The 23,865-nt window shown below is 70.4% G+C and carries 20 protein-coding genes; 7 read left to right on the forward strand and 13 right to left on the reverse strand.

The genetic code is table 11. The features are described 5' to 3' along the window. Positions 1–85: 85 nt before the first annotated feature. From FV242_RS04580 to FV242_RS04610, 7 genes are all read right to left on the reverse strand, one after another. On the reverse strand, positions 86–571 hold the full coding sequence (locus FV242_RS04580) for an ATP F0F1 synthase subunit B (protein WP_187193699.1): 486 nt from the start codon (positions 569–571) through the stop codon (positions 86–88). A 16-nt stretch (positions 572–587) separates the two neighbouring features. Next, a complete protein-coding gene (locus tag FV242_RS04585) occupies positions 588–1,166 on the reverse strand; it encodes a F0F1 ATP synthase subunit B' (protein WP_147938090.1) in 579 nt (192 codons plus the stop codon). Between the two features lie 149 nt (positions 1,167–1,315). Then, complete coding sequence (locus tag FV242_RS04590; protein WP_007566773.1) at positions 1,316–1,543, reverse strand: F0F1 ATP synthase subunit C; 228 nt, start codon at positions 1,541–1,543, stop codon at positions 1,316–1,318. A 107-nt stretch (positions 1,544–1,650) separates the two neighbouring features. Next, the gene (locus FV242_RS04595; protein ID WP_147905754.1) at positions 1,651–2,406 is read right to left on the reverse strand and encodes a F0F1 ATP synthase subunit A; all 756 of its coding nucleotides are present in this window, start codon (positions 2,404–2,406) and stop codon (positions 1,651–1,653) included. Between the two features lie 73 nt (positions 2,407–2,479). Beyond that, the gene (locus FV242_RS04600; RefSeq protein WP_147938091.1) at positions 2,480–2,854 is read right to left on the reverse strand and encodes an AtpZ/AtpI family protein; all 375 of its coding nucleotides are present in this window, start codon (positions 2,852–2,854) and stop codon (positions 2,480–2,482) included. Between the two features lie 188 nt (positions 2,855–3,042). Then, a complete protein-coding gene (locus FV242_RS04605) occupies positions 3,043–3,687 on the reverse strand; it encodes a DsbA family protein (RefSeq protein ID WP_147938092.1) in 645 nt (214 codons plus the stop codon). A 115-nt stretch (positions 3,688–3,802) separates the two neighbouring features. Further along, the gene (locus FV242_RS04610; RefSeq protein WP_147905819.1) at positions 3,803–4,285 is read right to left on the reverse strand and encodes a DUF721 domain-containing protein; all 483 of its coding nucleotides are present in this window, start codon (positions 4,283–4,285) and stop codon (positions 3,803–3,805) included. Between the two features lie 127 nt (positions 4,286–4,412). On the opposite strand from FV242_RS04610, the gene mutY reads away from it, so the two are divergent. Next, positions 4,413–5,753: an A/G-specific adenine glycosylase gene (gene mutY, locus FV242_RS04615; RefSeq protein WP_147938093.1), complete on the forward strand. Its 1,341-nt coding sequence runs from the start codon at positions 4,413–4,415 to the stop codon at positions 5,751–5,753. Between the two features lie 66 nt (positions 5,754–5,819). On the opposite strand, the gene FV242_RS04620 is transcribed toward mutY, so the two are convergent. After that, positions 5,820–7,010, reverse strand: coding sequence for a site-specific DNA-methyltransferase (locus FV242_RS04620; RefSeq protein ID WP_281407035.1), 1,191 nt, complete (start codon positions 7,008–7,010; stop codon positions 5,820–5,822). Positions 7,011–7,623: 613 nt separating this feature from the next. On the opposite strand from FV242_RS04620, the gene FV242_RS04625 reads away from it, so the two are divergent. The 5 genes from FV242_RS04625 to FV242_RS04645 all read left to right on the forward strand — a co-directional run bounded on the left by FV242_RS04625 (position 7,624) and on the right by FV242_RS04645 (position 12,156). Continuing rightward, positions 7,624–7,935: a septal ring lytic transglycosylase RlpA family protein gene (locus tag FV242_RS04625; protein WP_246692488.1), complete on the forward strand. Its 312-nt coding sequence runs from the start codon at positions 7,624–7,626 to the stop codon at positions 7,933–7,935. Positions 7,936–8,054: 119 nt separating this feature from the next. Beyond that, positions 8,055–8,369, forward strand: a complete 315-nt coding sequence (locus FV242_RS04630) for a polyhydroxyalkanoic acid system family protein (protein WP_147854969.1) — start codon at positions 8,055–8,057, stop codon at positions 8,367–8,369. Positions 8,370–8,449: 80 nt separating this feature from the next. Continuing rightward, a complete protein-coding gene (locus tag FV242_RS04635) occupies positions 8,450–8,686 on the forward strand; it encodes a hypothetical protein (protein WP_147854970.1) in 237 nt (78 codons plus the stop codon). Positions 8,687–8,757: 71 nt separating this feature from the next. Further along, positions 8,758–10,560: an ATP-binding cassette domain-containing protein gene (locus FV242_RS04640; RefSeq protein WP_147905761.1), complete on the forward strand. Its 1,803-nt coding sequence runs from the start codon at positions 8,758–8,760 to the stop codon at positions 10,558–10,560. 105 nt (positions 10,561–10,665) lie between these two features. Next, positions 10,666–12,156 carry a carboxypeptidase M32 gene (locus tag FV242_RS04645; protein ID WP_147938094.1) on the forward strand — a complete coding sequence of 497 codons (1,491 nt, stop codon included), beginning with the start codon at positions 10,666–10,668 and terminating at the stop codon, positions 12,154–12,156. Positions 12,157–12,495: 339 nt separating this feature from the next. Here FV242_RS04645 and FV242_RS04650 read toward each other — a convergent pair whose 3' ends face one another. The 4 genes from FV242_RS04650 to katG form a co-directional block, all read right to left on the reverse strand. Next, a complete protein-coding gene (locus FV242_RS04650) occupies positions 12,496–15,972 on the reverse strand; it encodes a YhaN family protein (RefSeq protein WP_147938095.1) in 3,477 nt (1,158 codons plus the stop codon). 10 nt (positions 15,973–15,982) lie between these two features. Beyond that, on the reverse strand, positions 15,983–17,221 hold the full coding sequence (locus FV242_RS04655) for a DNA repair exonuclease (RefSeq protein ID WP_147938096.1): 1,239 nt from the start codon (positions 17,219–17,221) through the stop codon (positions 15,983–15,985). 311 nt (positions 17,222–17,532) lie between these two features. Further along, positions 17,533–18,552, reverse strand: coding sequence for a helix-turn-helix domain-containing protein (locus tag FV242_RS04660; RefSeq protein WP_147938097.1), 1,020 nt, complete (start codon positions 18,550–18,552; stop codon positions 17,533–17,535). A gap of 368 nt (positions 18,553–18,920) precedes the next feature. Next, a complete protein-coding gene (gene katG, locus FV242_RS04665) occupies positions 18,921–21,242 on the reverse strand; it encodes a catalase/peroxidase HPI (protein WP_147938098.1) in 2,322 nt (773 codons plus the stop codon). Positions 21,243–21,680: 438 nt separating this feature from the next. On the opposite strand from katG, the gene FV242_RS04670 reads away from it, so the two are divergent. Continuing rightward, the gene (locus FV242_RS04670) at positions 21,681–22,460 is read left to right on the forward strand and encodes an endonuclease/exonuclease/phosphatase family protein (protein ID WP_246692489.1); all 780 of its coding nucleotides are present in this window, start codon (positions 21,681–21,683) and stop codon (positions 22,458–22,460) included. Here FV242_RS04670 and FV242_RS04675 read toward each other — a convergent pair. Continuing rightward, positions 22,378–23,814 carry a phospholipase D-like domain-containing protein gene (locus tag FV242_RS04675; RefSeq protein ID WP_147938099.1) on the reverse strand — a complete coding sequence of 479 codons (1,437 nt, stop codon included), beginning with the start codon at positions 23,812–23,814 and terminating at the stop codon, positions 22,378–22,380. The genes FV242_RS04670 and FV242_RS04675 overlap by 83 nt on opposite strands. Positions 23,815–23,865 lie beyond the last annotated feature (51 nt).

The following is a 23,865-nucleotide window of genomic DNA, read 5'->3' on the forward strand; positions in this document are numbered from 1 at the left end:
GTCGCGGCCGGGAACCGGCATCCGTGGCATTCAAACGAAAAAAGCCGCCCGGAGGCGGCTTCTCGTCGGCGTGAACCCTTCGGAATCAGGACCGCAGGCGGGTCCGAACTTCGCCGAGGCTGGCGCGAATCAGGCCCTGCGCGGCATCGCCCTGCATCCGCTCGCGCAGGATGGTCTCGGAGACCTTCACGGCCGCATCGGCTGCCGCCGCCCGGACCTGGGCTTCGGCCTGCACCTCAGCCTGCGCGATCTTGGTCTCGGCGGCCTTGGTGCGCCGGGCCAGGAAGTCGTCCAGCTTGCGATGGCCTTCCTCGGCGGCGCGCTTGGCCTCCTCGCGGGCACTGGCGATGATCGACTCGGCTTCCTTCTCGGCCTCGGCGCGACGGCGCTTGTAGTCGGCCAGCACGGTGGCGGCCTCCTCGCGCAGGCGCTTGGCCTCGTCGAGCTCGTGGCGGACGCGGGTGGCGCGACCGTCGAGGCCCTTCGTCATGGTCGAGAAGGCGCCGGCCTTCCAGGCGATCCCCATGAAGATGACGAACGCGACGGCGACCCAGAATTCGGCTTCGAGCAGCATCGTGGGTTCCCGTTCAGTGTGCGGTGGCGTCGAGGGCGCGGTCGAGGGTCGCCGGATCGGGCGCCTGGCCCGTCAGGCGCTCCACGATCGCCACCGCGGTCTCGCCGGCGATGCTGCGGACGTTGCCCATCGCAGCCTCGGTCCGCGTGCGGATCGTCGCCTCGGCGGACGAGAGCTTCGTGTTCAGGTCGGCTTCGAGCGCCTTGCGCTTGGCATCGGCCTCGGCGGCCAGCTCGTTCCGGGTGGTCTGGGCGATGTCGCGGGCTTTGCCCTGCGCATCGCGAAGCGCGGTCTCGTAGGCCAGACCGGCGGCATCGGCCTCGGACTTCATGGCCTGGGCCTGGTCGAGATCGGTCCGCAGGCGCTCGGCGCGAGCGTGCAGGATCGCCTGGATCCGCGGCAGCGCAACCTTATCCATGAGGTAATAGAGGAGACCGAAGGCCAGCGCGAGCCAGATCAGCTGCGACAGGAACCCGGAGGTCTCGAAGGGCGGGAAGGCACCGCTATGCGCTTCCGTGTGCTCGACATGGCCGGGCACGAGCTGCGTGTCGGCGCCCGGGGGCGGCGTGGTGAGGGGATTCGGCTGCGCCATGAGACCGCTACACTGACACCGTTCGCACAGGTCACCGCCGACGCGGTGACGGAAGAAGGCGGACGCCTCGTTCGCGAAGCGTCCACCCGTTGGTCGGGCGGTGAGAGCCCGGTGGAGGCCGCGGTGTCCGCGGCCTCCGAGCGCGTCGATCAGACGGCGAAGAGCAGCAGCAGCGCGATGAGCAGCGAGAAGATGCCCAGCGCCTCGGTCAGGGCGAAGCCCAGGAGCAGCGTGGCGCGCTGGCCGTCGGCCGCGGAGGGGTTGCGAAGGGCGCCGGCGAGGAACTGACCGAACAGGTTGCCGAGGCCGATGCCTGCACCCGCCATGCCAAGGCAGGCGAGGCCGGCGCCGATGTACTTCGCAGCGACGGGATCCATGATAACTCCTGAGGTCTCTTCAGATCGAAACGTGCGGTGACGTTCGCGGCGGGTGGAGCCGGCCAAGTCCGGAGGCCGGGGTGAAGCTAAGCGGCCTGGGCGTGCGCCTAGTGGCCGGGGTGGAGAGCGTCGTTGAGGTAGATCGCCGTCAGCGTCGCGAAGACGTAGGCCTGAAGCGCCGCAACGAGGAACTCGAGAGCGGTCAGCGCGATCGTCAGGAACAGCGGGAGGGGCGATAGCACGCTCCAGGCCCCTGCGAGAAGAAGCTGGACCACGAAGAACGCGAAGATCTTCATCGCGATGTGGCCGGCGAGCACGTTCGCGAACAGACGCACCGACAGGCTGATCGGCCGCGAGATGAACGAGATGATCTCGATCGGCACCAGGATCGCCAGCAGCGGCTTCGGCACGCCCGACGGCACGAACAGCCCGAAGAAGTGGGTGCCGTGCTTCATGACGCCGAAGATCACCACGACGGAGATCACCAGGGCGGCGAGGCCGAAGGTGATGACCAGGTGGCTGGTCACGGCGAACGCGTACGGGATCATCCCGAACAGGTTCAGGATCAGCACGAACATGAACAGGGAGAACACAAGCGGCATGAACCGCTTGCCGCCGTCGCCGGTCGCCTGGTGGAGCGTGTCGGCGATGAACTCGTAGAAGATCTCGGCCAGCGACTGCATCCGCCCCGGAACCACCGAGCGCGATGCCGTCGCCACGATCGTGATCAGGGCGATCACGCCGACGGCGGCGAACATGTACAGGGCGGATTGCGTGAACGCGAGTTGCTGATGGCCGATATGGCCGAGCGATACGAGCGGCTTCAGCTCGAACTGATGGATCGGGTCGATCGTGACCGCCATTCCCGCTTCCGCCCCTCTTGATCCGGCGCATCGACAGCGTCGATCGCCTCAAACCCCTATCGACCGGCGCGCCTTATGGCTCCTGCCGATCGCCTCGTCCGGGACGCGCGCCGGCAAAACCAGACACCCGCATCACGTTGTAGATCCCCGCCACGAACCCCAGCATGAGGAGGACGATCAGGCCCCAGGGTTTCGTCCCGAAGACATGATCGACGATCCAGCCGAGTATGCCCCCCGCAATCACGCCTGCGACGAACTCCGTGGAGATCGTCATGGCCTGACCGAGCGAGGAGGGCCCGGTACCCCGAGGCCGCAAGGAAGGATCGGGAGCGGCCTGCGGACGCTTCCGTTCGATCTGCGTCTCGAGACGTCTGAGCCTCGCGGAGAGTTCGCTGTCCGTCGGCGTTCCCGCGGTCTCTTTCCCGTCCCTGGAATCGTCGCCGCTCACGGCTGAAACTCACAGGGCGGGAGGATCTGAAACCGGCTGGACGCCCCCATCAAGCGGGCGCACCATAGTTTCGCCTATCTTGGGTGTCAAGGCGACGTCGATACATAGTAAGTACTTGATCTTTATGTTGTTTTCAGGTTTTAGCCCTGGCTCTGCGGTGGTGCTTCGCGCATCGACCGCCGCGACGATCAGGCGCCGATGATCGGCTTGATGACCTTCTCCATGCCGTCGATCGTCATCTCGCCGGTGTAGCGCTCGCCGTTGATGAAGAAGGTCGGCGTGGAATCGACCTTCATCACGTCCAGCCCGCGCTGCTTCACGGCGTTGACCGCACCGTAGACCTTCTGGTCCTTCAGGCAGGCCTCGAACGTCTCCTTGGTGTAGCCGGCCTGACGGAGCATCTGCTCGAGCGCGTCGACGGGCTTCTGGGTGAAGGCCCAGGCCGGCTGCTGGTCGAACAGCAGGTCGGTGATCGGGTAATACTTGGCCTCGCCCTGGCAGCGCGCCAGCATGAAGGCTGCGGTGGCCAGCGGGTCGAGGGGGAATTCGCGCAGAGTGAAGCGCACCTTGCCGGTATCGATGTAGCGCTCCTTGAGCACCGGCCAGGTGGTGCGATGGAACGCGGCGCAGTGCGAGCAGGTCATCGAGGCGTATTCGATGATCGTGCACTTGGCATCGGCCGGGCCGAGCCAGACGTCGCCGAGCGGGCCCGGCTGCATCAGGGCGGCCAGATCGGCGTTCTGCGCCCAGGCCGAGCGGGCCAGGTAAGGCAGGGCCAATCCGGCGCCGAGCGCGAGGCCGGTGAACTTGAGAGCGTCGCGTCGCGTGGTCATGGGCAGGCTCCGCCGGATCTGGTTGGTCTTGGCGTTTTTATCTTGGCGTCCCGATGCGGGTACTCGGGCGCGGCTTTCCTGGCAAGATGACGCAATCGCCGCTGAAACCGGCAGGTCAGCGCTCCGGCCGCGTGGCCACCGCGGCGATCCCGAGGCGGTCCAGGGCGGCGCGTAACCCGTCATCCTCGATCCCGGCCACCGCGCGCTTCACCTCCACGGCCCGGGACGGGTCGATACCGGTGCGCGGCGCCGGCCGGCCGCCGCGGCCGACCCGGTCCTGCTGCAGCACGATGCGCGAGACGCAGGCCCAGCCGTAATGCGCGTTGATGCGCTGGATCACCACAGGCGCGAGATGCTGGAGCTCGATCGCGAAGACGCCCTCGACCCGGACCACGAGCGTGCCGGATTCCGGCGCGTCGGCCTCCTTGCGGCGGCGCTTGGGCCATTCGAGCTTCGAGGGCCGGCAATAGCGGGCCAGCCGCTCGCCGACGATTTCCGGCCAGGCCGCCAGGATATCGGTGGACGCGAAGCCCTGCGCCGCGAAGGCGGGCCCGATGCAGCTCTCGATCAGCTCGGCCAGCGGTTTGACGCGCGCCATGGTGCTCTGGGCCTCGCCCCCGGATGAATCGCATCACGGTAGCGCAGCTTCGTTTAAGAAGGGAGCACCGCCCCGGCGCCGGGCGGGCCTATGATCGCCCGGTCCCTCCGGGTATGCAGCCTGGCCCATGCCGACCTGTTCAGCCACGGATTCCGGGTCCGCTCCCGGACCACGCGCCGACGACCTGCTCGCCTGGTACGACCGGCACCGGCGGGTCCTGCCGTGGCGCGCGCTCGCCGGCGAGGTGCCCGATCCCTACCGGGTCTGGCTCTCCGAGGTGATGCTGCAGCAGACCACGATCGCGGCGGTGCGCCCGTATTTCGAGCGCTTCCTGACGCGCTTCCCCGACGTGAATGCGCTGGCCGGAGCCCCCGAGGAGGCGGTGATGTCGGCCTGGGCCGGGCTCGGCTACTATTCCCGGGCCCGCAACCTCCACGCCTGCGCCAAAACCGTCGCGGCGGCGGGCCGCTTCCCCAACACGGCCGAGGGCCTCCGCAAGCTCCCGGGCATCGGCGCCTACACGGCCGGAGCGATCGCCGCGATCGCGTTCGAGCGGGCGGAGGCCGCGGTCGACGGCAATGTCGAGCGGGTGCTGAGCCGGGTGTTCGCCGTGGAGGCGCCGCTGCCCGGCAGCCGCCCGGAGATCCGTCGGCTGACCCAGGCCCTGGTGCCGCACGACCGGCCCGGCGACTTCGCGCAGGCGCTCATGGATCTCGGCGCGACGATCTGCACGCCCAAGCGCCCCGCATGCGCGCTCTGCCCGTGGATGCGGCCCTGCGAGGCCCGGGCACGCGGCACGCAGGACACGTTCCCGCGCAAGATCAAGGTTGCGAAAGGGGCGCTGCGCCGCGGCGCAGCCTTCGTGGCGATTCGCAGCGGCGACGAGGCGGTACTGCTGCGGACGCGTCCGCCGGAGGGTTTGCTCGGCACCATGGCCGAGCCGCCCGGCAGCGCCTGGGAACCGGATTACGACGTCGCCGCGGCCCTGCTGGACGCGCCGATCGACGCTCGCTGGAAGCGGCTGCCGGGCCTGGTGCGGCACGGCTTCACGCACTTCCCGCTGGAGTTGACCGTGTTCGCGGCCCGGGTCGCGCTCTCGACCCCGACGCCGCCGGGCATGCGCTTCACCCCGCGCAGCGCGCTGGACGACGAGCCGCTGCCAGGCCTGATGCGCAAGGTGCTGGCCCACGCCTTCGACCCGAAGCCGGAGCCCGAGAAGAAGCCGCGCGGCCGCCCCAAGAAGGAGCCACCGGCGATGCCGCTGCTCGCGGCCATGGAGGCGCCGATCTCGATGGCCGATCCGGAGCCCCGGCCGAGCGTGCGCGCAGTCCCCAAGCCCCGGCCGAAACCGGCACCGGAGCCACCGCCGGACACGGACGACTTCTTGGATGGCGAGCCGGAGGCGCCTGTTGCGCCGGTGCGCGCGCGATCGACGCCGCGCCGACCGGGCGCCGCGCGGCGCCGCTAGTTCCAAAGGAAGCGGGATCCCAGAGGGCTCGGCCCTTTGGGATCCCAGGACCGATACGGGGAGGGCTCAGCCGTTCGCCATCGCCTGCCGCAGGCCGGCCCGGTAGCTGTCGATCACCAACGGCTTGCCCGAACGCTCGACGTGCCAGAAGGTCCAGCCGTTGCAGGCCGGAAGACCCTGGACCAGGGCGCCGATCTTGTGGATCGAGCCGATGACCAGGCCGTTGTCGAGCTGGCCGTCCGGACGCACCGTGGCGCGGAAGCGGCGCCGCTCGTCGGTGACGATCTCGCCCGCGCGGATATGCCCGGCCTCGATCACCGAGAGGAACGGCACCCGCGGCTCGGCGCGCTTGGTCGGCGCCACCATCAGGGCGGCCTTCGACAGCGGCTGGACGGCGGCGATCCGCTCCATGGCGGCCTTCGCGTAGGTGGCCTCGCGCTCGATGCCGATGAAGCGGCGGCCGAGGCGCTTGGCGACGGCACCGGTGGTGCCGGTGCCGAAGAACGGGTCGAGCACCACGTCGCCGGGATTGGTCGCCGCCATCAGGGTGCGGGCGAGCAGCGCTTCGGGCTTCTGGGTCGGATGGACCTTGTGGCCCTCCGCATCCTTCAGCCGCTCCTCGCCCGTGCAGAGGGGGATGAACCAGTCCGAGCGCATCTGGAGGTCTTCGTTGCCTCCCTTCAGCGCGTCGTAGTGGAAGGTGTAGCCTTTCGAATCTGCCGATCGCGAGGCCCAGATCAGGGTCTCGTGGGCATTGGTGAAGCGCTTGCCGCGGAAGTTCGGCATCGGGTTGGCCTTGCGCCACACGATGTCGTTGAGGATCCAGTAACCGAGATCCTGCAACGCGCTCCCGACCCGGAAGATGTTGTGGTACGACCCGATCACCCAGAGGGTCGCGTTCGGCTTCATCACGCGGCGACAGGCGGCGAGCCATTCGCGGGTGAAGCTGTCGTAGGCTTCGAAGGTCGCGAACTTGTCCCAGTCGTCGTCGACCGCGTCGACACGGCTCTGGTCCGGACGCAGCAGGCCGGCTTCGCCGAGCTGCAGGTTGTAGGGCGGGTCGGCGAACACGCAGTCGACGCTCGAAGCCGGCAGCGCGTTCATGGCCGAGATGCAATCCCCGACCAGAACTTGGTCAAGGGGAAGGGGACGCTGGGCGGGTACGAGACCCATCCGTGGCGCCGATGCGGGCCGCCCGGCACGCGAGACCTGTTTCCGGGCGACGGCATCGGCAGCCACGGTACGCGGGGAAGCCATGGCAAACACCGGTTACGCGACTGACCGGCAGACCATGCGTCGGACACGGTAAAGGCCGGGTTTTCGGATTCTTCCGCCGCGCGTCCCGTTCTGGGGCTGCATTTTCTGCCTAGCGCCCGATCCGCCAGTCTTTCAGCAGAGAAAGCCAGCCATCGACGCGTGCCTACAGGCGCGTCGTCAATTGCTGGGGCTGGGCTTTGCTGACGGAGTGCGGGTACCGAACGGCCCATTCTTACTCCGGCATTCCGAACGACAATTGTCACGTCCGAATGACGCTCGCGTCCAACTGAGCGGGATACAGGGTCACACCCCACGCAGGGCTTAGGAATTAGAGCGCATCGTAGGACCGTTGCGGCATCCGCGATCAGAACTTACCGATTACCGCGAACGACTGTCGTGTCTACAAATCGAAGACCTCCGAGAAATATTGAGATACAAAACGTAATGTAATCTGCATGACCAGCTGAAAACCGGCTAAAATGTGACCCGCAGCAGGCCGGAAAGGCCGCCTTATTCCGGTCGATTTCTGAAACGACTTGCGCCGTCCCGGAAACAACAAGGGAATGCGGGAAGAATGACATCTGGTTTCGGTAAGTTCGTGGCCACCGTTGGAATGCTGTCTGCCATCGTCGGAACGACCCTCCCGGCTGCCGCCCAGAGCGGCGGGGCCTCCTGGTACGGGAGCGGCCATCGCACCGCGAACGGTGAGCGTTTCAACCCCAACGGACTGACCGCTGCCCATCGCAGCCTGCCGTTCGGAACCCGGGTCCGCGTCGAGAACCGCAGGACCGGCCGCTCGGTGGTGGTGCGCATCAACGATCGCGGCCCGTTCGTGCATGGCCGGATCATCGATCTCTCGCGGGGCTCGGCGCGTGCCCTCGGTATGGGCGGCACGAGCTACGTCTCGCTTCAGGTCCTGAACTGAAGACCCGGCGTTGACGGCTTGCAGGGCGAGCCTGTCCTGAAGCCCTGCGGCCTCCCGACGTTGTCTGCGGCATCGGGAGGCCCCATGTGCTGCGAAAGCAGTCCGGACCCAGCCGCCCCATGCCCAAACCCCTGATCGTCGACATCCCGCACGACCTCGGCCGCGACGAGGCCAAGCGGCGCCTCGAGCACGGCACCGACCAGGCGCGGGCCTTCCTGGCCAAGAGCGGCGTCAGCGTCGACCAGCTCGCCTGGACGGGCGATCGCCTCGATTTCGGGGTCTCGGCGATGACCCAGAAGATCGGCGGCACCATCGATGTCGGCCCCGAGAGCGTGCGCCTCGAGGTGAAGCTGCCGTTCCTGCTCGCGTTGTTCGCCGAGAAGATTCAGAAGGTGGCGAGCAAGGAGGGCAATCTCCTCCTCACCAAGAAGTAGCACGCCGGAACCGGAGCGGCAGGCCCTCGTTGCCGCCCGAACGGTGCAGCCCAGCACCGCGGGCCATCTGGAGGACAGCCGTGCCAGACTTCACCCTCGCCGATCCCGGCCAAGTGCCCGAGGTTCCGCCGCAGCCCACGCCGGTGCCGGACGCTCCCTACGAGCCGCCGCAGGCCCCGACGCAGCCGCCCGGTCCCGAGATCCCCGGGAACACCCCGGCCGAGGCGCCCGGCATCCAGCCGCCGGAGATCCCGGTGAACGATCCCGGCCCGCCGGAGATCAGCCCGCCCACCGGGCCGGCCAACCCGATCGCCTGAGCGCGTGTGCCGCCCCGCCCCGCGGGGCGGCACCGTTTGAACCGGAAGCCCGGCGCTGCCATAAGCCCGGCATGGCCGCTCCCCCGCTTCTGACCCTCCAGGATATCGCGCTCACTTTCGGCGGCACCCCGCTGATCAACCGCGCCGACCTGACCATCTCCCCCGGCGAGCGGACCTGCCTGGTCGGGCGGAACGGCTCCGGCAAGTCGACGCTGATGAAGATCGCCGCCGGCTTGGTCGAGCCGGACAAGGGGCGGTTGTTCCTGCAGCCCGGGACCACGATCCGCTACCTGGCCCAGGAGCCGGATTTCTCGGGCTTCTCGACCACCCTCGATTTCGTCGAGGCCGGGTTGCCGCCGGGCGAATCGACCTATCGCGCCAAGTACTTGCTGGAAAGCCTCGGGATGACCGGGGCGGAGGATCCGGCCAAGCTCTCGGGCGGAGAGGGCCGGCGCACGGCGCTGGCCCAGGCGCTGGCGCCGGAGCCCGACGTGCTGCTCCTCGACGAGCCGACCAACCATCTCGACCTTCCGGCGATCGAGTGGCTCGAAGCGGAGCTGCGCGGCACCCGCGCCGCCATGGTCCTGATCAGCCACGACCGGCGGTTTCTCTCCGCGCTGTCCCGGGCCACGATCTGGCTGGACCGCGGGGAAACGCGCCGGATCGAGCAGGGATTCTCGAATTTCGAGGCCTGGCGCGACGCCTTCTTCGAAGAGGAGGAGCGCGACCAGCACAAGCTCGACCGCAAGATCGTCGCGGAGGAGCATTGGCTGCGCTACGGCGTCACCGCGCGGCGCAAGCGAAACGTCCGCCGCCTCGGCAACTTGCACGAGCTGCGCCAGAACCGCCGCGAGGTCCGCCGCCCGGTGGGCAGCGTCAGCATGCAGGCCTCGGAGGCCGAATCGTCCGGCAGCCTCGTGGTCGAGGCCCGGGATATCGCCAAGGCCTACGGCGAGCGGACCATCGTGGACGGGCTGTCGCTGCGGGTGATGCGCGGCGACCGGCTCGGCATCGTCGGGGCCAACGGCGCCGGCAAGTCGACGCTGATCAACCTGCTGATGGGCCGCCTCGCCCCCGATTCGGGGCAGATCGTGCTCGGCACCAACCTGATGCCGGTGGTGCTCGATCAGGCGCGGGCCACGTTGGAGCCCGGGATGACCGTCACCGAGGTGCTCACCGGCGGCCGGGGCGACAGCGTCACGGTGAACGGCCAGAGCCGCCACGTCATCGGCTACCTCAAGGACTTCCTGTTCACCCCCGAGCAGGCCCGGACCCCGGTCTCGGTGCTGTCCGGCGGCGAGCGCAACCGCCTGTTGATCGCCCGCGCGCTGGCGCAACCGGCCAACCTGCTGGTGCTGGACGAGCCGACCAACGACCTCGATCTCGAGACCCTGGACCTGCTCCAGGAGATGCTCGGCGACTACCAGGGCACGTTGATCCTGGTCAGCCACGACCGCGACTTCCTCGACCGGGTCGCCAGCAGCGTGCTGGTCTCGGAGGGGGCGGGCCGCTGGATGGAATATGCCGGCGGCTACAGCGACATGCTGGTCCAGCGCGGGCAGGGGGTCGAGGCGCGCACGGTCACGGCCAAGAAGGGGCCGCGCGAGCGCCAGTCCGCCGCCCCGGCCCCGCAGGCCTCCGGCAAGCCGAAGCTCGGCTTCAAGGATCAGCACGAGCTGAAGACGCTCCCGGCCCGCATCGCGAAGCTGGAAGCGGCGATCGGGCAGCTCAAGGCGGTCCTGGACGATGCCAACCTCTACGCCCGCGACCCGGCCCGGTTCGACAAGGCCACCGCCATGCTCGCCCAGGCCGAGACTGAGCTGTCGCAGGCGGAGGACCGGTGGCTGGAGCTGGAGATGCTGCAGGCGGGGTGAGTGACGCTTACGCTTGACAGGATCAAGGAATTATATCCTATAGATCGACGCCCTACGTAAGCATGCAGGCGCGACGATCGGGAACCGACCGGGACGGATGATCTCATGACCGCCTACCAGATCCTCGAACAGCGCTTCTCCCGCCTGGCGGCCCTGGAAGGGGCGGCCGGGATCCTTGGTTGGGATGCGCAAACGCTGATGCCCGACGGGGCGGCCGAGGCGCGGGGCGACCAGTTGGCGATCCTGCGCGGGCTGGCACACGAGATCCTCACGGCGCCCGAAACGCGTGGCGAGATCGACGCGGCCGAGGCGGCGGGGGCCCTCGATCCGTGGCCGGCCGCCAACCTGCGGGAGATGCGGCGGACCCAGGCCCACGGCGCCGCCGTGCCCCGGGATCTGGTCGAGGCCAGCTCGCGGGCGGTGTCCCGGTCGGAGATGGTCTGGCGGGAGGCGCGGCGCGACGCCGACTTCGCCCGGCTGGCGCCCTATCTGGAAGAAGTTCTGCGGCTCCAGCGCGAGATCGGGCAGGCCAAGGGTGCGGCGCTGGGGCTCGATCCCTACGACGCGCTGCTCGACAGCTACGATCCCGGGATGCGCCGATCGGTGATCGACCCGCTGTTTGCCGATCTCACGAGCTGGCTGCCGGACCTGATCGCCCGCGCCCGGGAGATTCAGGATTCCCGCCCGGCGCCGCTGCCACTGGAAGGCCCGTTCGACGTCGGCACGCAGCGCGCCCTCGGCCTCAAGCTGATGAGCGCGCTCGGCTTCGATTTCAGCCGCGGCCGGCTCGACATCAGCCTGCATCCGTTCTGCGGGGGAGCCACCGACGACGTGCGCATCACCACGCGCTACGACGAGGCCGATTTCGGCCGCGCCCTGATGGGCGTGCTGCACGAGACCGGCCACGCCCTCTACGAGCAGGGCCGTCCCGCCGCGTGGCGGCACCAGCCGGTGGGGGCGGCCCGGGGCATGAGCCTTCACGAGAGCCAGTCGCTCATCGTCGAGATGCAGGCCTGCCGCAGCCGCGACTTCTTCACCTATCTGGCGCCGCTGCTGCGGGAGGCGTTCGGCCGCTCCGGGCCGGAATGGTCGCCGGAGAACCTGCACGCGCTGAACACCCGGGTCCGGCCGGGCTTCATCCGGGTCGATGCCGACGAGGCGACCTACCCGGCCCATATCCTGCTGCGCTACCGGCTGGAGACCGCGATGATCGCGGGCGACCTCGCGGTGGCCGACCTGCCCGGCGCCTTCAACGACGGCCTGCGCGACCTCCTCGGCCTCACGGTTCCGGACGACCGCCTCGGCTGCTTGCAGGACATCCACTGGCCGAGCGGGGCGTTCGGCTACTTCCCGACCTACACGCTCGGCGCGCTCGCGGCGGCCCAGCTGTTCCGGGCGGCCCGCACCGCGGAGCCCGCCCTGCCGGGCTGCCTGGCCGAGGGCGACTTCGCGCCGCTGCGGACCTGGCTGCGGGCCAACGTGCACGAAGTGGGCAGCCTCCTCGGGACGGATGATTTGCTGGTGCGGGCGACGGGGACGCCGCTCGGGACGGCAGCGTTCCGGGCGCATCTGGAGGCGCGGTATCTGGGGGGCTGAGCTCTCCACTGCGGCAAGGGGGAACCCAACGAGTACCTTCTCCGCGAGGACCGCGCGCCTGCCATCAGCGGAGCGGGGCATTCAACGGACGAAACGCTCCTGCTGCAGCAAGTGAGGGTTCAAAAACCGTACGATCCCCCGCCTCGCCATCCCGGGGCCACGCAGAAGAGCCCGGGAACCATAACCGCCGACCATTGAAGGACTTGCGCGGTCGGCGGCACTGGATTCCGGGATCGCCTACGGCGCCCCGGCATGACGGAGAGGGTTACTCCCCGCCGTTGGGGCGGTCGTAGCCAACGGAGTTGCCGGACGGCCGCGCTCTTCGGTCAAAACCGCCCCCTACAGCTCCAAAACGTCCACCGCGTCCCCCAGCCGGTCCCGGGCGATCTCGGCGACGTGGCGGTGGTGGGTGAACAGGATCGGCTGGACGCTGGCACCGATCTCGGCCAGCGCGTCGAGGCCGTATCCAGTTCGCGCTTCGTCGAACGTCGAGAACAGATCGTCGCCGATGAAGGGGGCCGGCTCGGCGCGCCCGGCGTAATCCTCCAGGTAGGCGAGGCGCAGGGCGAGGTAGAGCTGGTCGCGGGTACCCTCGCTCATGCCCTCGATCCCGACCAGCCCGCCCCCCGCGCGCTGTCCGGCGAGCTTCGGGGTGTCGGCCTCGTCGTAGGTCTGGGCCAGCCCCGCGAAGCCGCCGCCGGTGAGGGCGCGGAACAGGGCTCCGGCCCGCGCCACCAGGGGGTCCTGCTGGCCGGCCCGGTGCCGGGCCACCGCTTGGCCGAGCATCAGGCCGGCGAGCCGCAGCACCGCCCAGGAGCGGGACGCCGCCTGCAGATCCGCCTCGGCGGCCTTGCGCTCGGCGGCGGCCAGCTCGGCGCCGCTGCCGCCCTCCAGCTCCGCCCGGCGCCGCTCGGCGCGGTCGCGGTCGGCGTAGATGACCTGGCCGCGCTCCGCCTGCTCCTCGGCCTCCATGGCGAGGCGGGCGAGTTCCGCCTCGACCGCCTCCGGGGGCAAGGCGTCGAGGCCGGCGCGGATCTCGGCTTCCGGCAAACCGTCGGCGGCGCCCGCGAGGCTGCCACGCAGGCGCAGGCGCTCGGCCCGGAGCGACTCCCGGGTGTTCAGCCGCCCGAACACCACCTCGATCCCCGCGATGGGCGCGGCGGCGAGGTCCGGCATGGTCTGCGCAATCTGCCGGGTCAGCTCGGCCCGGGCGGCGGCGTGCAGCCCGGCTGCGGCCTGTGCCGCCTCCTCCGAATCCGCCAGGCGCCGGTCCAGCTCGGCACGGCGGGCCGCCCGGGCCTGGGTGGCGACCAGGCGGTCATGCAGCGTGCGGACGGCTGCGGTCGGCGACGTGCCGGCGAGGTCGGGGGCCAAGGCGTCGACCAGGGACGCGGCCGTGACCCGGAACGCCTCCCGGTCGCGCCGCAGGCCCGTCGCCCGGCGCTGCAGGTCGGCGCGGGCCGTGAGGCGATCCGGAACGGCGCGCCACGCCTCCAGGGCGCTCTCGGCCTCGTCGGGACGGGCGCCCGCGGCGAGACCGAGGGGGCGCAGAGCCTCCGCCCACTCGGCCTGCCAGGCGGCCCGGCGGGCCTCGGTCTCGGCCAGGGCCGCATCGAGCCTCTGGGCGGTCGCCGCAGCCGCGCGGAGGAGGCCGGCGGTCTGAAGATTGGCCTCCCACCGGCTCGCCAGGGTGGCGACCCGCGTCTCCACCCGCTCGAGCGCCTGCCCGACCTCGAGATCGGGGGCGGGATCGAGGCCGGCGCGGGCGAACAGGCCGGCGAGCGGCGCCCGGGCGGCCTCGATCCGGGCCGAGAGCCGGTCCCGCTCGATCCGCTGCTCGGCCAGGCGCTGCTCGGCCTCGATCAGGTTTTCGGTCTCGGTGAGCCAGGCCGCCATCTCGGCCGGCGGGCCGGGAACGAGGCCGGCAGGCCGCCACGCTTCGCGCCAGGCGGCCTCGCCCTCGGCGACGTCCTGGACGATCCCGGCGAGCACCCGATCCGCCGCCGCGCAGGCCGCGTCCTCGGCGGCCAGCCGGTCAAGGTCGGCGGCGTGGGCCGCGACCCGGGCGGCGTCGGCGGCGCGCGCGTCGGCCAGGCGGTCTGCCTCGAACAGGGCGCGCTCGTAGACCGCGATCGCACCGGGCCCGGCGGTGCGCCCGGCCGCGAGGGCGTCGCGCAGGAGCGCGAAGGCGGCATCGCGGGCCGTACGGGCGGCGTCGAGCCGCTCTTGGGTGGCGATCGGCCGGCCGGCCTCGCGCTCGCGCAGGCGGTCACGGGTGGAGGCAGCTTGGCTGTGCGCCGCGTCACGGCGGTCTGCAGCACGCTCGTGCTCGCGCCGCTTGCCGTCGAGCAGGGTGCGATAGCGTGCCACCGTGTCGGCGGCGGGCAGGGGCAGGCGGGCCAGAACGGCGGTGTCGGCCACCGGCGGCGACAACCGGCCGGCCTGGTTGCGCAAGAGCGCCGCTTCCCGCCGGATCGCGGTCTCCAGGGCCTCGTGGGCGGCGATGCGCTCGTGCAGCTTCGCGAGTGGCTTCAGGTCCTCGCGCAGCGGCGTCGGATCGTGGGTGGCGCCGGCCGCCTCGACCTCCCGGGCCAGCCGGTCGCGCTCGGCCTGGGCGGCGGCGCCGTCGCGGGCGATCTGCTCCTCGGCGGCGGCCAGGGCCCGGCCGTCGCGGATCAGGCGCTCGACCCGGGCGCGGGCGGCGTCGGTGGGCTGGCCGGCCTCCAGGGAAGCGAGGTCCGGGACGCCGATCCGGGCGCGCAGGCGCTCCAAGTCGAGTCCCACCTTGTGGGCGTCGCCCTCGATCCGGGGCAGGTCTGTGCCACCCTTCTCGAACTCCTTGGTTCCGCTGAACGCCGCCAGGATTTCTTCGGTGTGCAGGATCAGCGCCGCCTCTACGGGCACGGACTCGGCCTCGCCGCGTGCCCGGGTGAGGGCGGCGTCGGTCCGGGCCGCCTCGGCCTCGGCTTTGCGGCAGCTTTCGAGGGCGGCGCCCAGGCGCTCGATCCAGGCGGCATCCGCCTCGGCGAGGCCGGAATCGGCGGCGATCCGGTGATCCAGCACATCGATCTCGGCGACGATCGGCCGGGCGCGCTTCAGCCGCTCCAGCCGGGCGCGCTCGGTCGCGATGCGCTGCGTCTCGGCCCGGAGCCCATCGAGCTTCTCGGCGGCGGCGGCGATCTCGTCGTTGAGCGCGCGCCAGTCCCCGGCCCGTAGGCCCTTCTCGCGGATCGCCTTGCGGGCGGTCTCGTGACGCTCCAGTGCCTGGTAGAAGGTCCGGTGCTTGGCCTGCCGGGGCGCGAAGATGCCTTCGGCCTCGGCGTCCAGGGCGGATTGCAGCTCGGTGAGGCCGCGCAGGCCCGAGCCCGCCGCGAACAGGCTGGCGCCGACCTCGCCCTCGACATCCACCATCTCGCGCCCGCCCGCCCGGAGGCTTCCGGCATCCAACCCGAACGCGCGGCAGAACACCGTGCGGGAGATGCCGCCGAGGAATGGCGCCAGGGCGTCGTCCGCCAGCGGCGCCTCGTCGGCGTCGATCAAGGTCCGGGTGTTGCCCTTGCGGCGGCGAAACGCCAGGCGGCGCCCGTCCGCGGCCTCGACCTCGGCGCCGAGGCGCAGCAGCGGCATGTCGTGCAGGAAGGCGTACCGGGTGGTCTTCTCGAAGCCGAACAGGAGGTCGGTCACCGCCGCGAGTGCCGTGCTCTTGCCGGCCTCGTTGGCGCCCAGCACCACGTGCAGGCGGGCGTCGGGCCGGAAGCTCACGGTCCGGTCGGTGAAGGCGCCGTAGCGCTCCAGGGCGAGGCGGATCAGCCGCATGGAACGCGCCTCAGCAGTGCCGGCCGCCGAGGCGGCCCAGGATCAGCGCCTCCGCCTCGGCGCAGAGCGCGTCGAACTCGGCCTCCAGGTCGGCTTCGGCCGCCGCGGTGGCGGGCATCCGCGCGCCGATCTCGGCGAGGGCGGCCTTGGCGCGGGTGCGGAAATCCGGGTCGCGGTCGAGGTCGGCCAGCAAAGCCGCCGGGTCGATCGCCGCCCCGGAGGCGTCCACGGGAGCGCGGGGCCGGCGGGTCTCGATCTTCAGGCGCTCCAGCCAGATGTCCTCGTGCAGCCGGTGGGCGGCGGCCTGGATCTCGGCGGTGACGCCCTCGCGGTCGGCCGACAGCGCGTCGTGGGCCGGCGTCGTGCCGGTGAGGTGGACCCGCACCAGCACGAGGCGCCGCGCCGCCACCTCCGCCAGGGGCCGCAGGGCGGCCTCGACAAGGTCCAGCGCCGCGCTCGTGTCGGCGGCCGCGCCCAGGTCGACGGTGACCTGCTCGAAGCGCGCCCGGTCGAGGGGGAGGCGGCTGAGGCCGGTGACCCGCCCGTCCGCGACCTCGACCAGGACCGCGCCCTTCGCGCCGCATTCGCGCACGCTGCGGCCCTGGATATTGCCGGGGAACACGATCCAGGGATCCCGGGACAGCTCGGCGAACTCGTGGATGTGGCCCAGCGCCCAGTACTCGTAGCCCCGCCCGGCCAGGTCGGCGATCGAGCAGGGCGCGTAGGTCTCGTGGGCGGCGTGGCCGGTGCAGGAAGTGTGGAGGATCCCGAGGTTGAACCAGCCGGGCAGGGCGGCCGGGTAGGTGAGCGACAGGTTCTCCTCCACGGCCCGGGCCTGGAAGCTGCGGCCATGCACGGCGACCCGCACGGCCTCGAGACGCAGGGTCTCGGCTCGGGCCGCCGGGAACACGTGCACCGAGGGCGGCAGGGTGATCGAGCGGGTGATCACGCTCTCGGCGTCGTGGTTGCCGCGGACCAGGAGGGTCGGGATGCCGGCCCGGTCGAGGCGCGCCACCTGCCGGGCGAAGAACAGCCCGATCGTGTTGTCGGCCCAGTCGCCATCGTAGATATCCCCGGCAACCACCACGAAGGCGACCCGCCGCTCGATCGCCTGCGTCACCAGATCCTCGAACGCCTGCCGCCCGGCCGTGGCGAGACGCCGGGCGAGCTCCGCGTCCCGGGTCGCGAGGCCTGAGAGCGGGCTGCCGAGATGCAGGTCCGCCGCGTGGATGAAGCTGAAGCCCGACATCGGTCTCCGGGGCGCAATCGGTGAGCGGGGGTCTTAGGCCGCCGGGGCGTGCGGCCTCAAGCGTGGCGCTCCGATTGCTGCACAGGCACGAAAAGCCGGTGACCGTCCTGAGAGGCTGGGCACGATCGGCCCGGCAAACGTGATCTCCCAGCGGGGTACATTCCTGACCGGGTGCTTCCGGGCAAGGAATGCCTGTGCCGGACATCGGCCGGGGCTTCCGCCGGCGCCGACCGGTCGGCCCGAATCATTGGGAGCGCCAAGTGGGCGCCGTCTCACGGCGTCGGTCTATCCGGCACGCCGCCGTGCGGGCATCACGTTTCGCGCAGCCACTTCCAGACGTGTTGCTCCGTCCCCTGGCCGCCGATCCGTTGGGCCACCCGGCGCTCGCCACGCCAAGCCTGCGGTGGGGCGCCGTAGCGGTTGCGGAAGCTGCGGCTGAGCTGCGAGATGGTGTTGAACGCGAACACCTCGGCCAACCGGCTGATGGTGCGCCGCTCCATCGGATCGGCGAGGGCGTCGCGCACCGCCCGCAGGCGCTCGCCCTGCACGAAATGCATCACGCCGCCCTCCGGCTCGAACAGCCGGTAGAGCGTGGACCGCGAGACCTGCATCTGCTCGGCGATGAACTCGGGCGACAGCGTCGGCCGCGACAGGTTTTCCTGCACGATGACCCTGGCGAGCGCGAGCAGGGCGCCATTGAGCTCGCGACCTTCCAGCACGTCCGCGGCCTGCGAGCGATCGAGAAGGCGGTGCAGGAAGGCCACGAACTCATGGGCGAGAGCCGGGGCCTCGTCGGCGCGCGTGGTCGGCAATCGGCGGTAGATGTCCGAGATGCGCGCGGCCAGCAACCGGTTGCGGGTCGCATCGAAGAGCAGGCCGTGCTCCTCGAGCGGCAGCCCGTGGAGGCGGTTGCAGGGTACGGCGATGCCGATCGCATCGGCTCGGTCGAGCATCCCGTCGAGCAGATGACGGCGGCCGATGAGGGTCACGGTGCCGGGCGAGGCCGAGACCGGCTTGCCACCGACAGTGCCCTGGAAACGGCCGGATCGGTAGAGCTGGACGATGTAGTGGTCGGGACCGGCCTCGACGCGTCGGCGGTCCCGCTGGAGCCGCTGGGTCGAGAGCAGCGTGCGATGCGCGACGAGGTCATCGATCGGGTACGCGATGTTGCTGCCGAACGGCAACGGGGCCGAGGGCGTCGTCGGACTGACCGCGTACATCGGCGCCAGGAGGGTGCGCCATCGCTCGAAGGCCTCCCCGGGCGGCAAGCCCGAGGTCGTCAGGAAGAAGTGCGGCAGACCCGGCTCAGCCGTCGTGTCGTCTGCACTCACGCGGCCCGATCCATCACTATCCGACCCGTGCAACGGCGGAGGTTGATCATTCGGCCCTCGGTGGGGCAACTCAAATGCGTGTGTGCAGTCCGCGGAGCGCGAAAGTGTCGCAAGCAGGGCGTCCCTTCGAGGCCGGCGCGAAGACCCGTCCTTTCGTCCGCCGATCCAGAAACGGCGGCGGCGTCCCCGGATCCGCCCCGCTGACTGTTCCGATCCTCGCCTGAGACCATGATCCGGGCGTGTCACGTCCGTCCGATCGCACCGACGACGTAACGGTGCCGTGACACCGGCTTTGCCGTCACCCGTTTGGCGATGCCCCCGTCACACCCGGCGGTGCGACGGGGGCACGGAGTGTTGCGCCGCGTCGTTCAGGCCGCCATGGGCCCGTAACGGCGGTGGCCCTTCACGTCGTAGCGATCGAGCATCATCACCTTGTCCCAGACCCGCACGAAGTCCGCCACGAACCGCTGCTGACCGTCGCGGCCGGCATAGGCGTCGGCGATGTTGCGCAGTTGCGCGTTCGCCCCGAAGACGAGGTCGTTGCGCGTCGCCTCGAACCGGGCCTGCCCGGTCTCACGGTCCTTGAGGACGAAGGACGTCCCGTCCGAATCGACCTTCTCCCAGACAAGGTTCGTGTCGGTCAGGGTCCGGAAGAAGTCCGTCGTCAGCACGCCCACCCGATCGGTGAAGATGCCCTGGTTCGATCCGTCGTGGTTGGCGTTGAGGGCCCGTAGGCCGCCCGTCAGCACCACCCATTCCGGGGCGGTCAGCGTCAGCAGGTTGGCCTTGTCGAGGAACATCTCCTCCGGCGACAGGCGCGGTGCCATGTCCCTGAACCCGCCGTCGACGTAGTTGCGGAAGCCGTCGACGAGGGGCCTCAGCCACTCGAACATCTCGATGTCGGTGAGGTCCTGCGTGGTGTCGACCCGGCCGGGCGTAAACGGCACGCGCGTCTCGACGCCCGCATCCCGGGCAGCCTTCTCGACGGCGGTACAGCCGGCGAGCACGATGAGGTCGGCCAGCGAAACCTGCTTGCCGTCTCCGCGCCCGCCGTTGAACGTGGCCATGACACCGCGCAGCGCCTCGACCACGGGTGCGGCCCGGCGATTGACGGCCCAGTCCTTCTGCGGGGCGAGGGCGAGACGGCCGCCGTTGGCGCCGCCGCGCTTGTCGCTGTCGCGGTAGGTCGAGGCCGCCGAGAAGGCGGTGAAGGCCAAGTCAGAGACCGAGACGCCCGTGGCCAGGATCGCTTGCTTCAGGGCGGCGATCTCGGCTTCCCCCACCGGGGCGTAGGCGGCATCGGGAATCGGATCCTGCCACAACAGGCCGTCCTCGATCGTCACCTCCGGGCCGAGGTAGCGGTGCTTGGGGCCCATGTCGCGGTGGGTGAGCTTGTACCACGCCTTCGAGAAGGCCTGCGTGAAGGCGTCGAAGTCGTTGAGGAACTTCTCGCAGACCTTGCGGTACTCCGGATCGACCTTGAGGGCGATGTCGGAGGTCATCATCATGAGCGGGTGCATCTGCCCCGCGACATGGGCGTCGGGGGTTTTGGGTGCATTCGGGTCCTTCGGGGTCCATTGCAGGGCGCCGGCCGGGCTCTTGGTCTGCTCCCAGTCGAACTTGAAGAGGTTCTCCAGGTAGGCGTTGTCCCACTGGGTCGGGTCGGGGGTCCAGCTGCCCTCGATGCCGTTGGTCATCGTGTCCTTGCCGGCCCCCGTGCCGTTCGGGTTGTGCCAGCCGAGCCCCATCGCCTCCATCGGCGCCATCTCCGGCGGCGGCCCGATCTCCTTGGCGGGGGTCATGCCGTGGCTCTTGCCGAAGGCATGGCCGCCGGCGATCAGCGCCACGGTCTCCTCGTCGTTCATGGCCATGCGGGTGAACGTCACCCGGATATCGTTGGCCGAGCCCTGCGGATCCCCGTTCGCGTAGGGCCCCTCGGGGTTGACGTAGATCAGCGCCTGGTGCGAGGCGGCGAGTGGGTTCTCCAGGTCGTAGTCGGCGTCGCCGTTCTTGCCGCGCCAGCGCTGATCGCGGTTGACCATCTCGTCGAAGCTCGACACCGAGCCCATCTCGACCACCTCGGGACCCCAGTAGGTGGCGTCGTCCGCCTCCCAGGCGTCGAGACGTCCGCCGGCAAAGCCGTAGGTCGGCAGGCCCATGATCTCCAGGGCGCAATTGCCGGTGAGCACCATCAAGTCGGCCCAGGACAGGGCGTTGCCGTACTTGTGCTTGAGCGGCTGCAGGAGGCGGCGCGACTTGTCGGTATTGCCGTTGTCCCACCAACTCGAGATCGGCGCGAAGCGCTGCATCCCGGTGCCGGCTCCGCCCCGCCCGTCCGCGATGCGGTAGGTTCCGGCCGAGTGCCAGGCCATGCGGATCATCTGCGGGCCGTAATTGCCGTAATCGGACGGCCACCAGGCCACCGACGACGTCAGGAACTGCTTGATGTCGTTCTTCAGCGCGTCCAGGTCGATCGTCCGGAAGGCGCCGGCGTAGTCGAAATCCGGCCCCAGCGGATCGGCCGCCAGCCCGTTCTGGTGCAGGAGCTCGACCCTGAGCCGGTGCGGATACCAGTTCTCCAGGGCGGGACGGCTGCCGAAGGCCCCGCCGACGCGGTCGCCTCCGAACGGGCATTGACCCGCCATCGGGTACGACTGGGTATTGGTCTTGTCGATCGTCGTCGTGGTCATGAATGTCCCCCCTTGGCGCAGGACCGGCGTCACTGGACCGCTCGGTCCGCCAGCCTGTCGCCGACAGCAGCGATCGGCGTGCCGCTCTCGCGAACGGCCGCGCAGGAACGATGCTGCACCGCAAGCGACATCAGCCGCCCGCCTCGAAAATCAAGGTGCCGACGCCACCCATACCGGTACGCCGGCTGGCCGTACGCCTCAGGAAGACGCACCTCACGATTGCGCGAGTCAATGGCGCACAATGGAAGCGTCGGCCATCACTCGGCCGATCCACGCTGCCGACCGGCAGGACGCCATGCGTGCCGACGGTGGGGAAACCGCGCAGCCGCCCGTGGCAAAAGCCGATTGGCCTCGCACCGGAGCGAACGCCTAAGCCCCCGGCGCGTTGAAGCGCGGCGGTGGCGACGGAGCCCGCCGGTGAGGTACGAGTCCGGCCCGATGAACAGCTTCGCCCATCCGGACCGCTCCGGCCTCGCCCCGGCCCTCCCGATCCGGCCGGCCGAGCGCAGCCGCCGGCCCTTCAAGATCGTGAGCTGGAACCTGCTCCGGCGCACCGGCGCCGCGGTGGACGACGTGGCCGCCCTGGTCGCCCAGGAGAAGCCGGACTTGCTGCTGATGCAGGAGGCGACCCGGGCGATCGGCTTCCTGCGCGACCGGATCGGCGGTCACTACGCCTGGGCGCCGCTGCCGGGGCGGATCCACGGGCTCGCCATGTGGAGCCCGAAGCCGTTCGCGACGCCGCCCCGGGTGATCGAGCTCCCGGCCGGCGCCCTGGTGCACCGGGTCTGCCAGGTGCTCGATCTCGGCGAGTTCGGTGTGGCCAACGTCCACCTGTCGCACGGGCAGATGCTCAACCGCCGCCAGCTGCGCCGGATCGTCGGCGAATTGCCGCCGCGGGCCGCGGTGCTCGGCGACTACAACATCGTCGGCCCGGCGCTGATCCCGGGCTTTCGCGACGTCGGCCCGCGGAGACCGACCCACGCGATGGTCGACGTGCTGCCACTGCGGCTCGACCGCTGCCTGGCCCGCGGCCTGATCTGCCACGAGCACGCGGTGCTGCCGCGCGGGCCCTCGGACCATAAGCCGATCGTGGTCCATCTCGGGCCGGCGCCGGAGGCGCACGCCCCCGCGCGCCTCAAAGGTATGGCAGCAGCAGTCGCACGCCTGCGTCGCGCAGACGGATCGGCAGGGCGCGGGCGGCGAGAACCTCACGGCTGAGCCGCGTCTCCATCTTGCCGCGCATGAAAGTATCGAGCCGGGCCGCGAGGTCGGCATCGATGATCTCGACGTTCAGCTCGAAATTGAGACGAAAGCTGCGCATGTCCCAGTTGGCGCTTCCGATGAAGCACCAGACGTCGTCAACGACCATCACCTTGGAGTGATCGAACGGCGGCTCGTCGAGCCAGACCCGCACGCCGGCCCGGAGCAGCGGATCGAGATGCGCCCGGGTCGCCCAGTCGATGAACGGATGGTCGCTCACCCGCGGGATGATCAGGTCCACGGTGATGCCCCGGGTCGCCGCCTGGGCGAGGGCGCCGGTCACCAGCTCGTCGGGCAGGAAGTACGGGGTGACGAACCGGACGGTCCGGCGGGCGCAGGACAGCGCCTGGAGGATCACCTGCTCGATCTTCTCGACGTCGGCATCCGGCCCCGAGGTAACGACCCGGGCGACGCTGGTCCCGACCGGCGCGAGGTCGGCGACCCACGGCTCGGAATCGAGGATCTCGCCGTCCACGAAGGCCCAGTCGGCCGCGAACGCCACGGCCAGCTGCTCAACCACCGGCCCCCGGAGCCGGTAATGCGTGTCGCGGATCGGGTGCTCCGGCTTGAGCGCCACGCGGTTGGGCTGTGAGATGTTCAGCCCACCCGTGAAGGCGACGCGCCCGTCGATGATCAGCAGCTTCTTGTGCGAGCGCAGGTTGAGGAACGGCATCCGCCAGGGCAGGGCGGAGTGCATGAACAGGGCCGCCGGCACCCCGAGGCTGGTCAGGCGATGATAGACCGGTGCCCGGAAGTAGCCGCCGCCGATCCCGTCGATGATCACCCGGACCTTGACGCCGCGGGCCTGCGCCTCCGCCAGCGCCGTGCAGAATTCCCGGCCGACGGGATCGTCGCGGAAGATGTAGCTCGACAACCCGATGCTGGCCTTCGCCGCGCGGATCTCCGCCAGCATGGCCGGGTATCCGGCGTCGCCGTTGCGGAACATCTCGACGTGGTTGCCCGAGAAGGCCGGCAGGCCGGTGATGCGCCGGATCGCCCGGTCGAGGGGCCAGAGCGTCTCTGGCACCACGGCATCATCGGTGTCGGGGAGCTGCGTCGCGTCGGTGGGCTTGGTGCGCAGCTTCCGGGCCCGCCGGGAGACGCGGTTGATGCCGAAGGTCAGGTAGAGGGCGGTGCCGAAAATCGGCGAGAGCCAGGCCAGCCCGATCCACCCGACCGCGACACTGACCCGGCGCTTGCGCAGCAGGGCGTGCAGGGTGACGCCGAGCGCCAGGGCAATGCCGATGAGCGCCGCGACATCCGCCCGCAACAGGGCGGTGGACTGCAGCCATCGATACAGCGCGTCTTCCAAGGTCTCGGCATCCGGTTCGTGTCAGACGCCGCCGGATATAACCGAAGGAAA

It is taken from the genome of Methylobacterium sp. WL64, assembly GCF_008039945.1.
In the GTDB taxonomy this organism is placed as follows: domain Bacteria; phylum Pseudomonadota; class Alphaproteobacteria; order Rhizobiales; family Beijerinckiaceae; genus Methylobacterium.

What these genes read in the sequence shown, in the direction of transcription:
- FV242_RS04585 (WP_147938090.1), bottom strand. Translation starts at nt 1,166, where the DNA reads ATGGCGCAGCCGAATCCCCTCACCACGCCGCCCCCGGGCGCCGACACG.
- FV242_RS04590 (WP_007566773.1), bottom strand. Translation starts at nt 1,543, where the DNA reads ATGGATCCCGTCGCTGCGAAGTACATCGGCGCCGGCCTCGCCTGCCTT.
- FV242_RS04595 (WP_147905754.1), bottom strand. Translation starts at nt 2,406, where the DNA reads ATGGCGGTCACGATCGACCCGATCCATCAGTTCGAGCTGAAGCCGCTC.
- FV242_RS04605 (WP_147938092.1), bottom strand. Translation starts at nt 3,687, where the DNA reads ATGACCACGCGACGCGACGCTCTCAAGTTCACCGGCCTCGCGCTCGGC.
- FV242_RS04610 (WP_147905819.1), bottom strand. Translation starts at nt 4,285, where the DNA reads ATGGCGCGCGTCAAACCGCTGGCCGAGCTGATCGAGAGCTGCATCGGG.
- mutY (WP_147938093.1), top strand. Translation starts at nt 4,413, where the DNA reads ATGCCGACCTGTTCAGCCACGGATTCCGGGTCCGCTCCCGGACCACGC.
- FV242_RS04620 (WP_281407035.1), bottom strand. Translation starts at nt 7,010, where the DNA reads ATGGCTTCCCCGCGTACCGTGGCTGCCGATGCCGTCGCCCGGAAACAG.
- FV242_RS04625 (WP_246692488.1), top strand. Translation starts at nt 7,624, where the DNA reads ATGCTGTCTGCCATCGTCGGAACGACCCTCCCGGCTGCCGCCCAGAGC.
- FV242_RS04630 (WP_147854969.1), top strand. Translation starts at nt 8,055, where the DNA reads ATGCCCAAACCCCTGATCGTCGACATCCCGCACGACCTCGGCCGCGAC.
- FV242_RS04640 (WP_147905761.1), top strand. Translation starts at nt 8,758, where the DNA reads ATGGCCGCTCCCCCGCTTCTGACCCTCCAGGATATCGCGCTCACTTTC.
- FV242_RS04645 (WP_147938094.1), top strand. Translation starts at nt 10,666, where the DNA reads ATGACCGCCTACCAGATCCTCGAACAGCGCTTCTCCCGCCTGGCGGCC.
- FV242_RS04650 (WP_147938095.1), bottom strand. Translation starts at nt 15,972, where the DNA reads ATGCGGCTGATCCGCCTCGCCCTGGAGCGCTACGGCGCCTTCACCGAC.
- FV242_RS04655 (WP_147938096.1), bottom strand. Translation starts at nt 17,221, where the DNA reads ATGTCGGGCTTCAGCTTCATCCACGCGGCGGACCTGCATCTCGGCAGC.
- katG (WP_147938098.1), bottom strand. Translation starts at nt 21,242, where the DNA reads ATGACCACGACGACGATCGACAAGACCAATACCCAGTCGTACCCGATG.
- FV242_RS04670 (WP_246692489.1), top strand. Translation starts at nt 21,681, where the DNA reads ATGAACAGCTTCGCCCATCCGGACCGCTCCGGCCTCGCCCCGGCCCTC.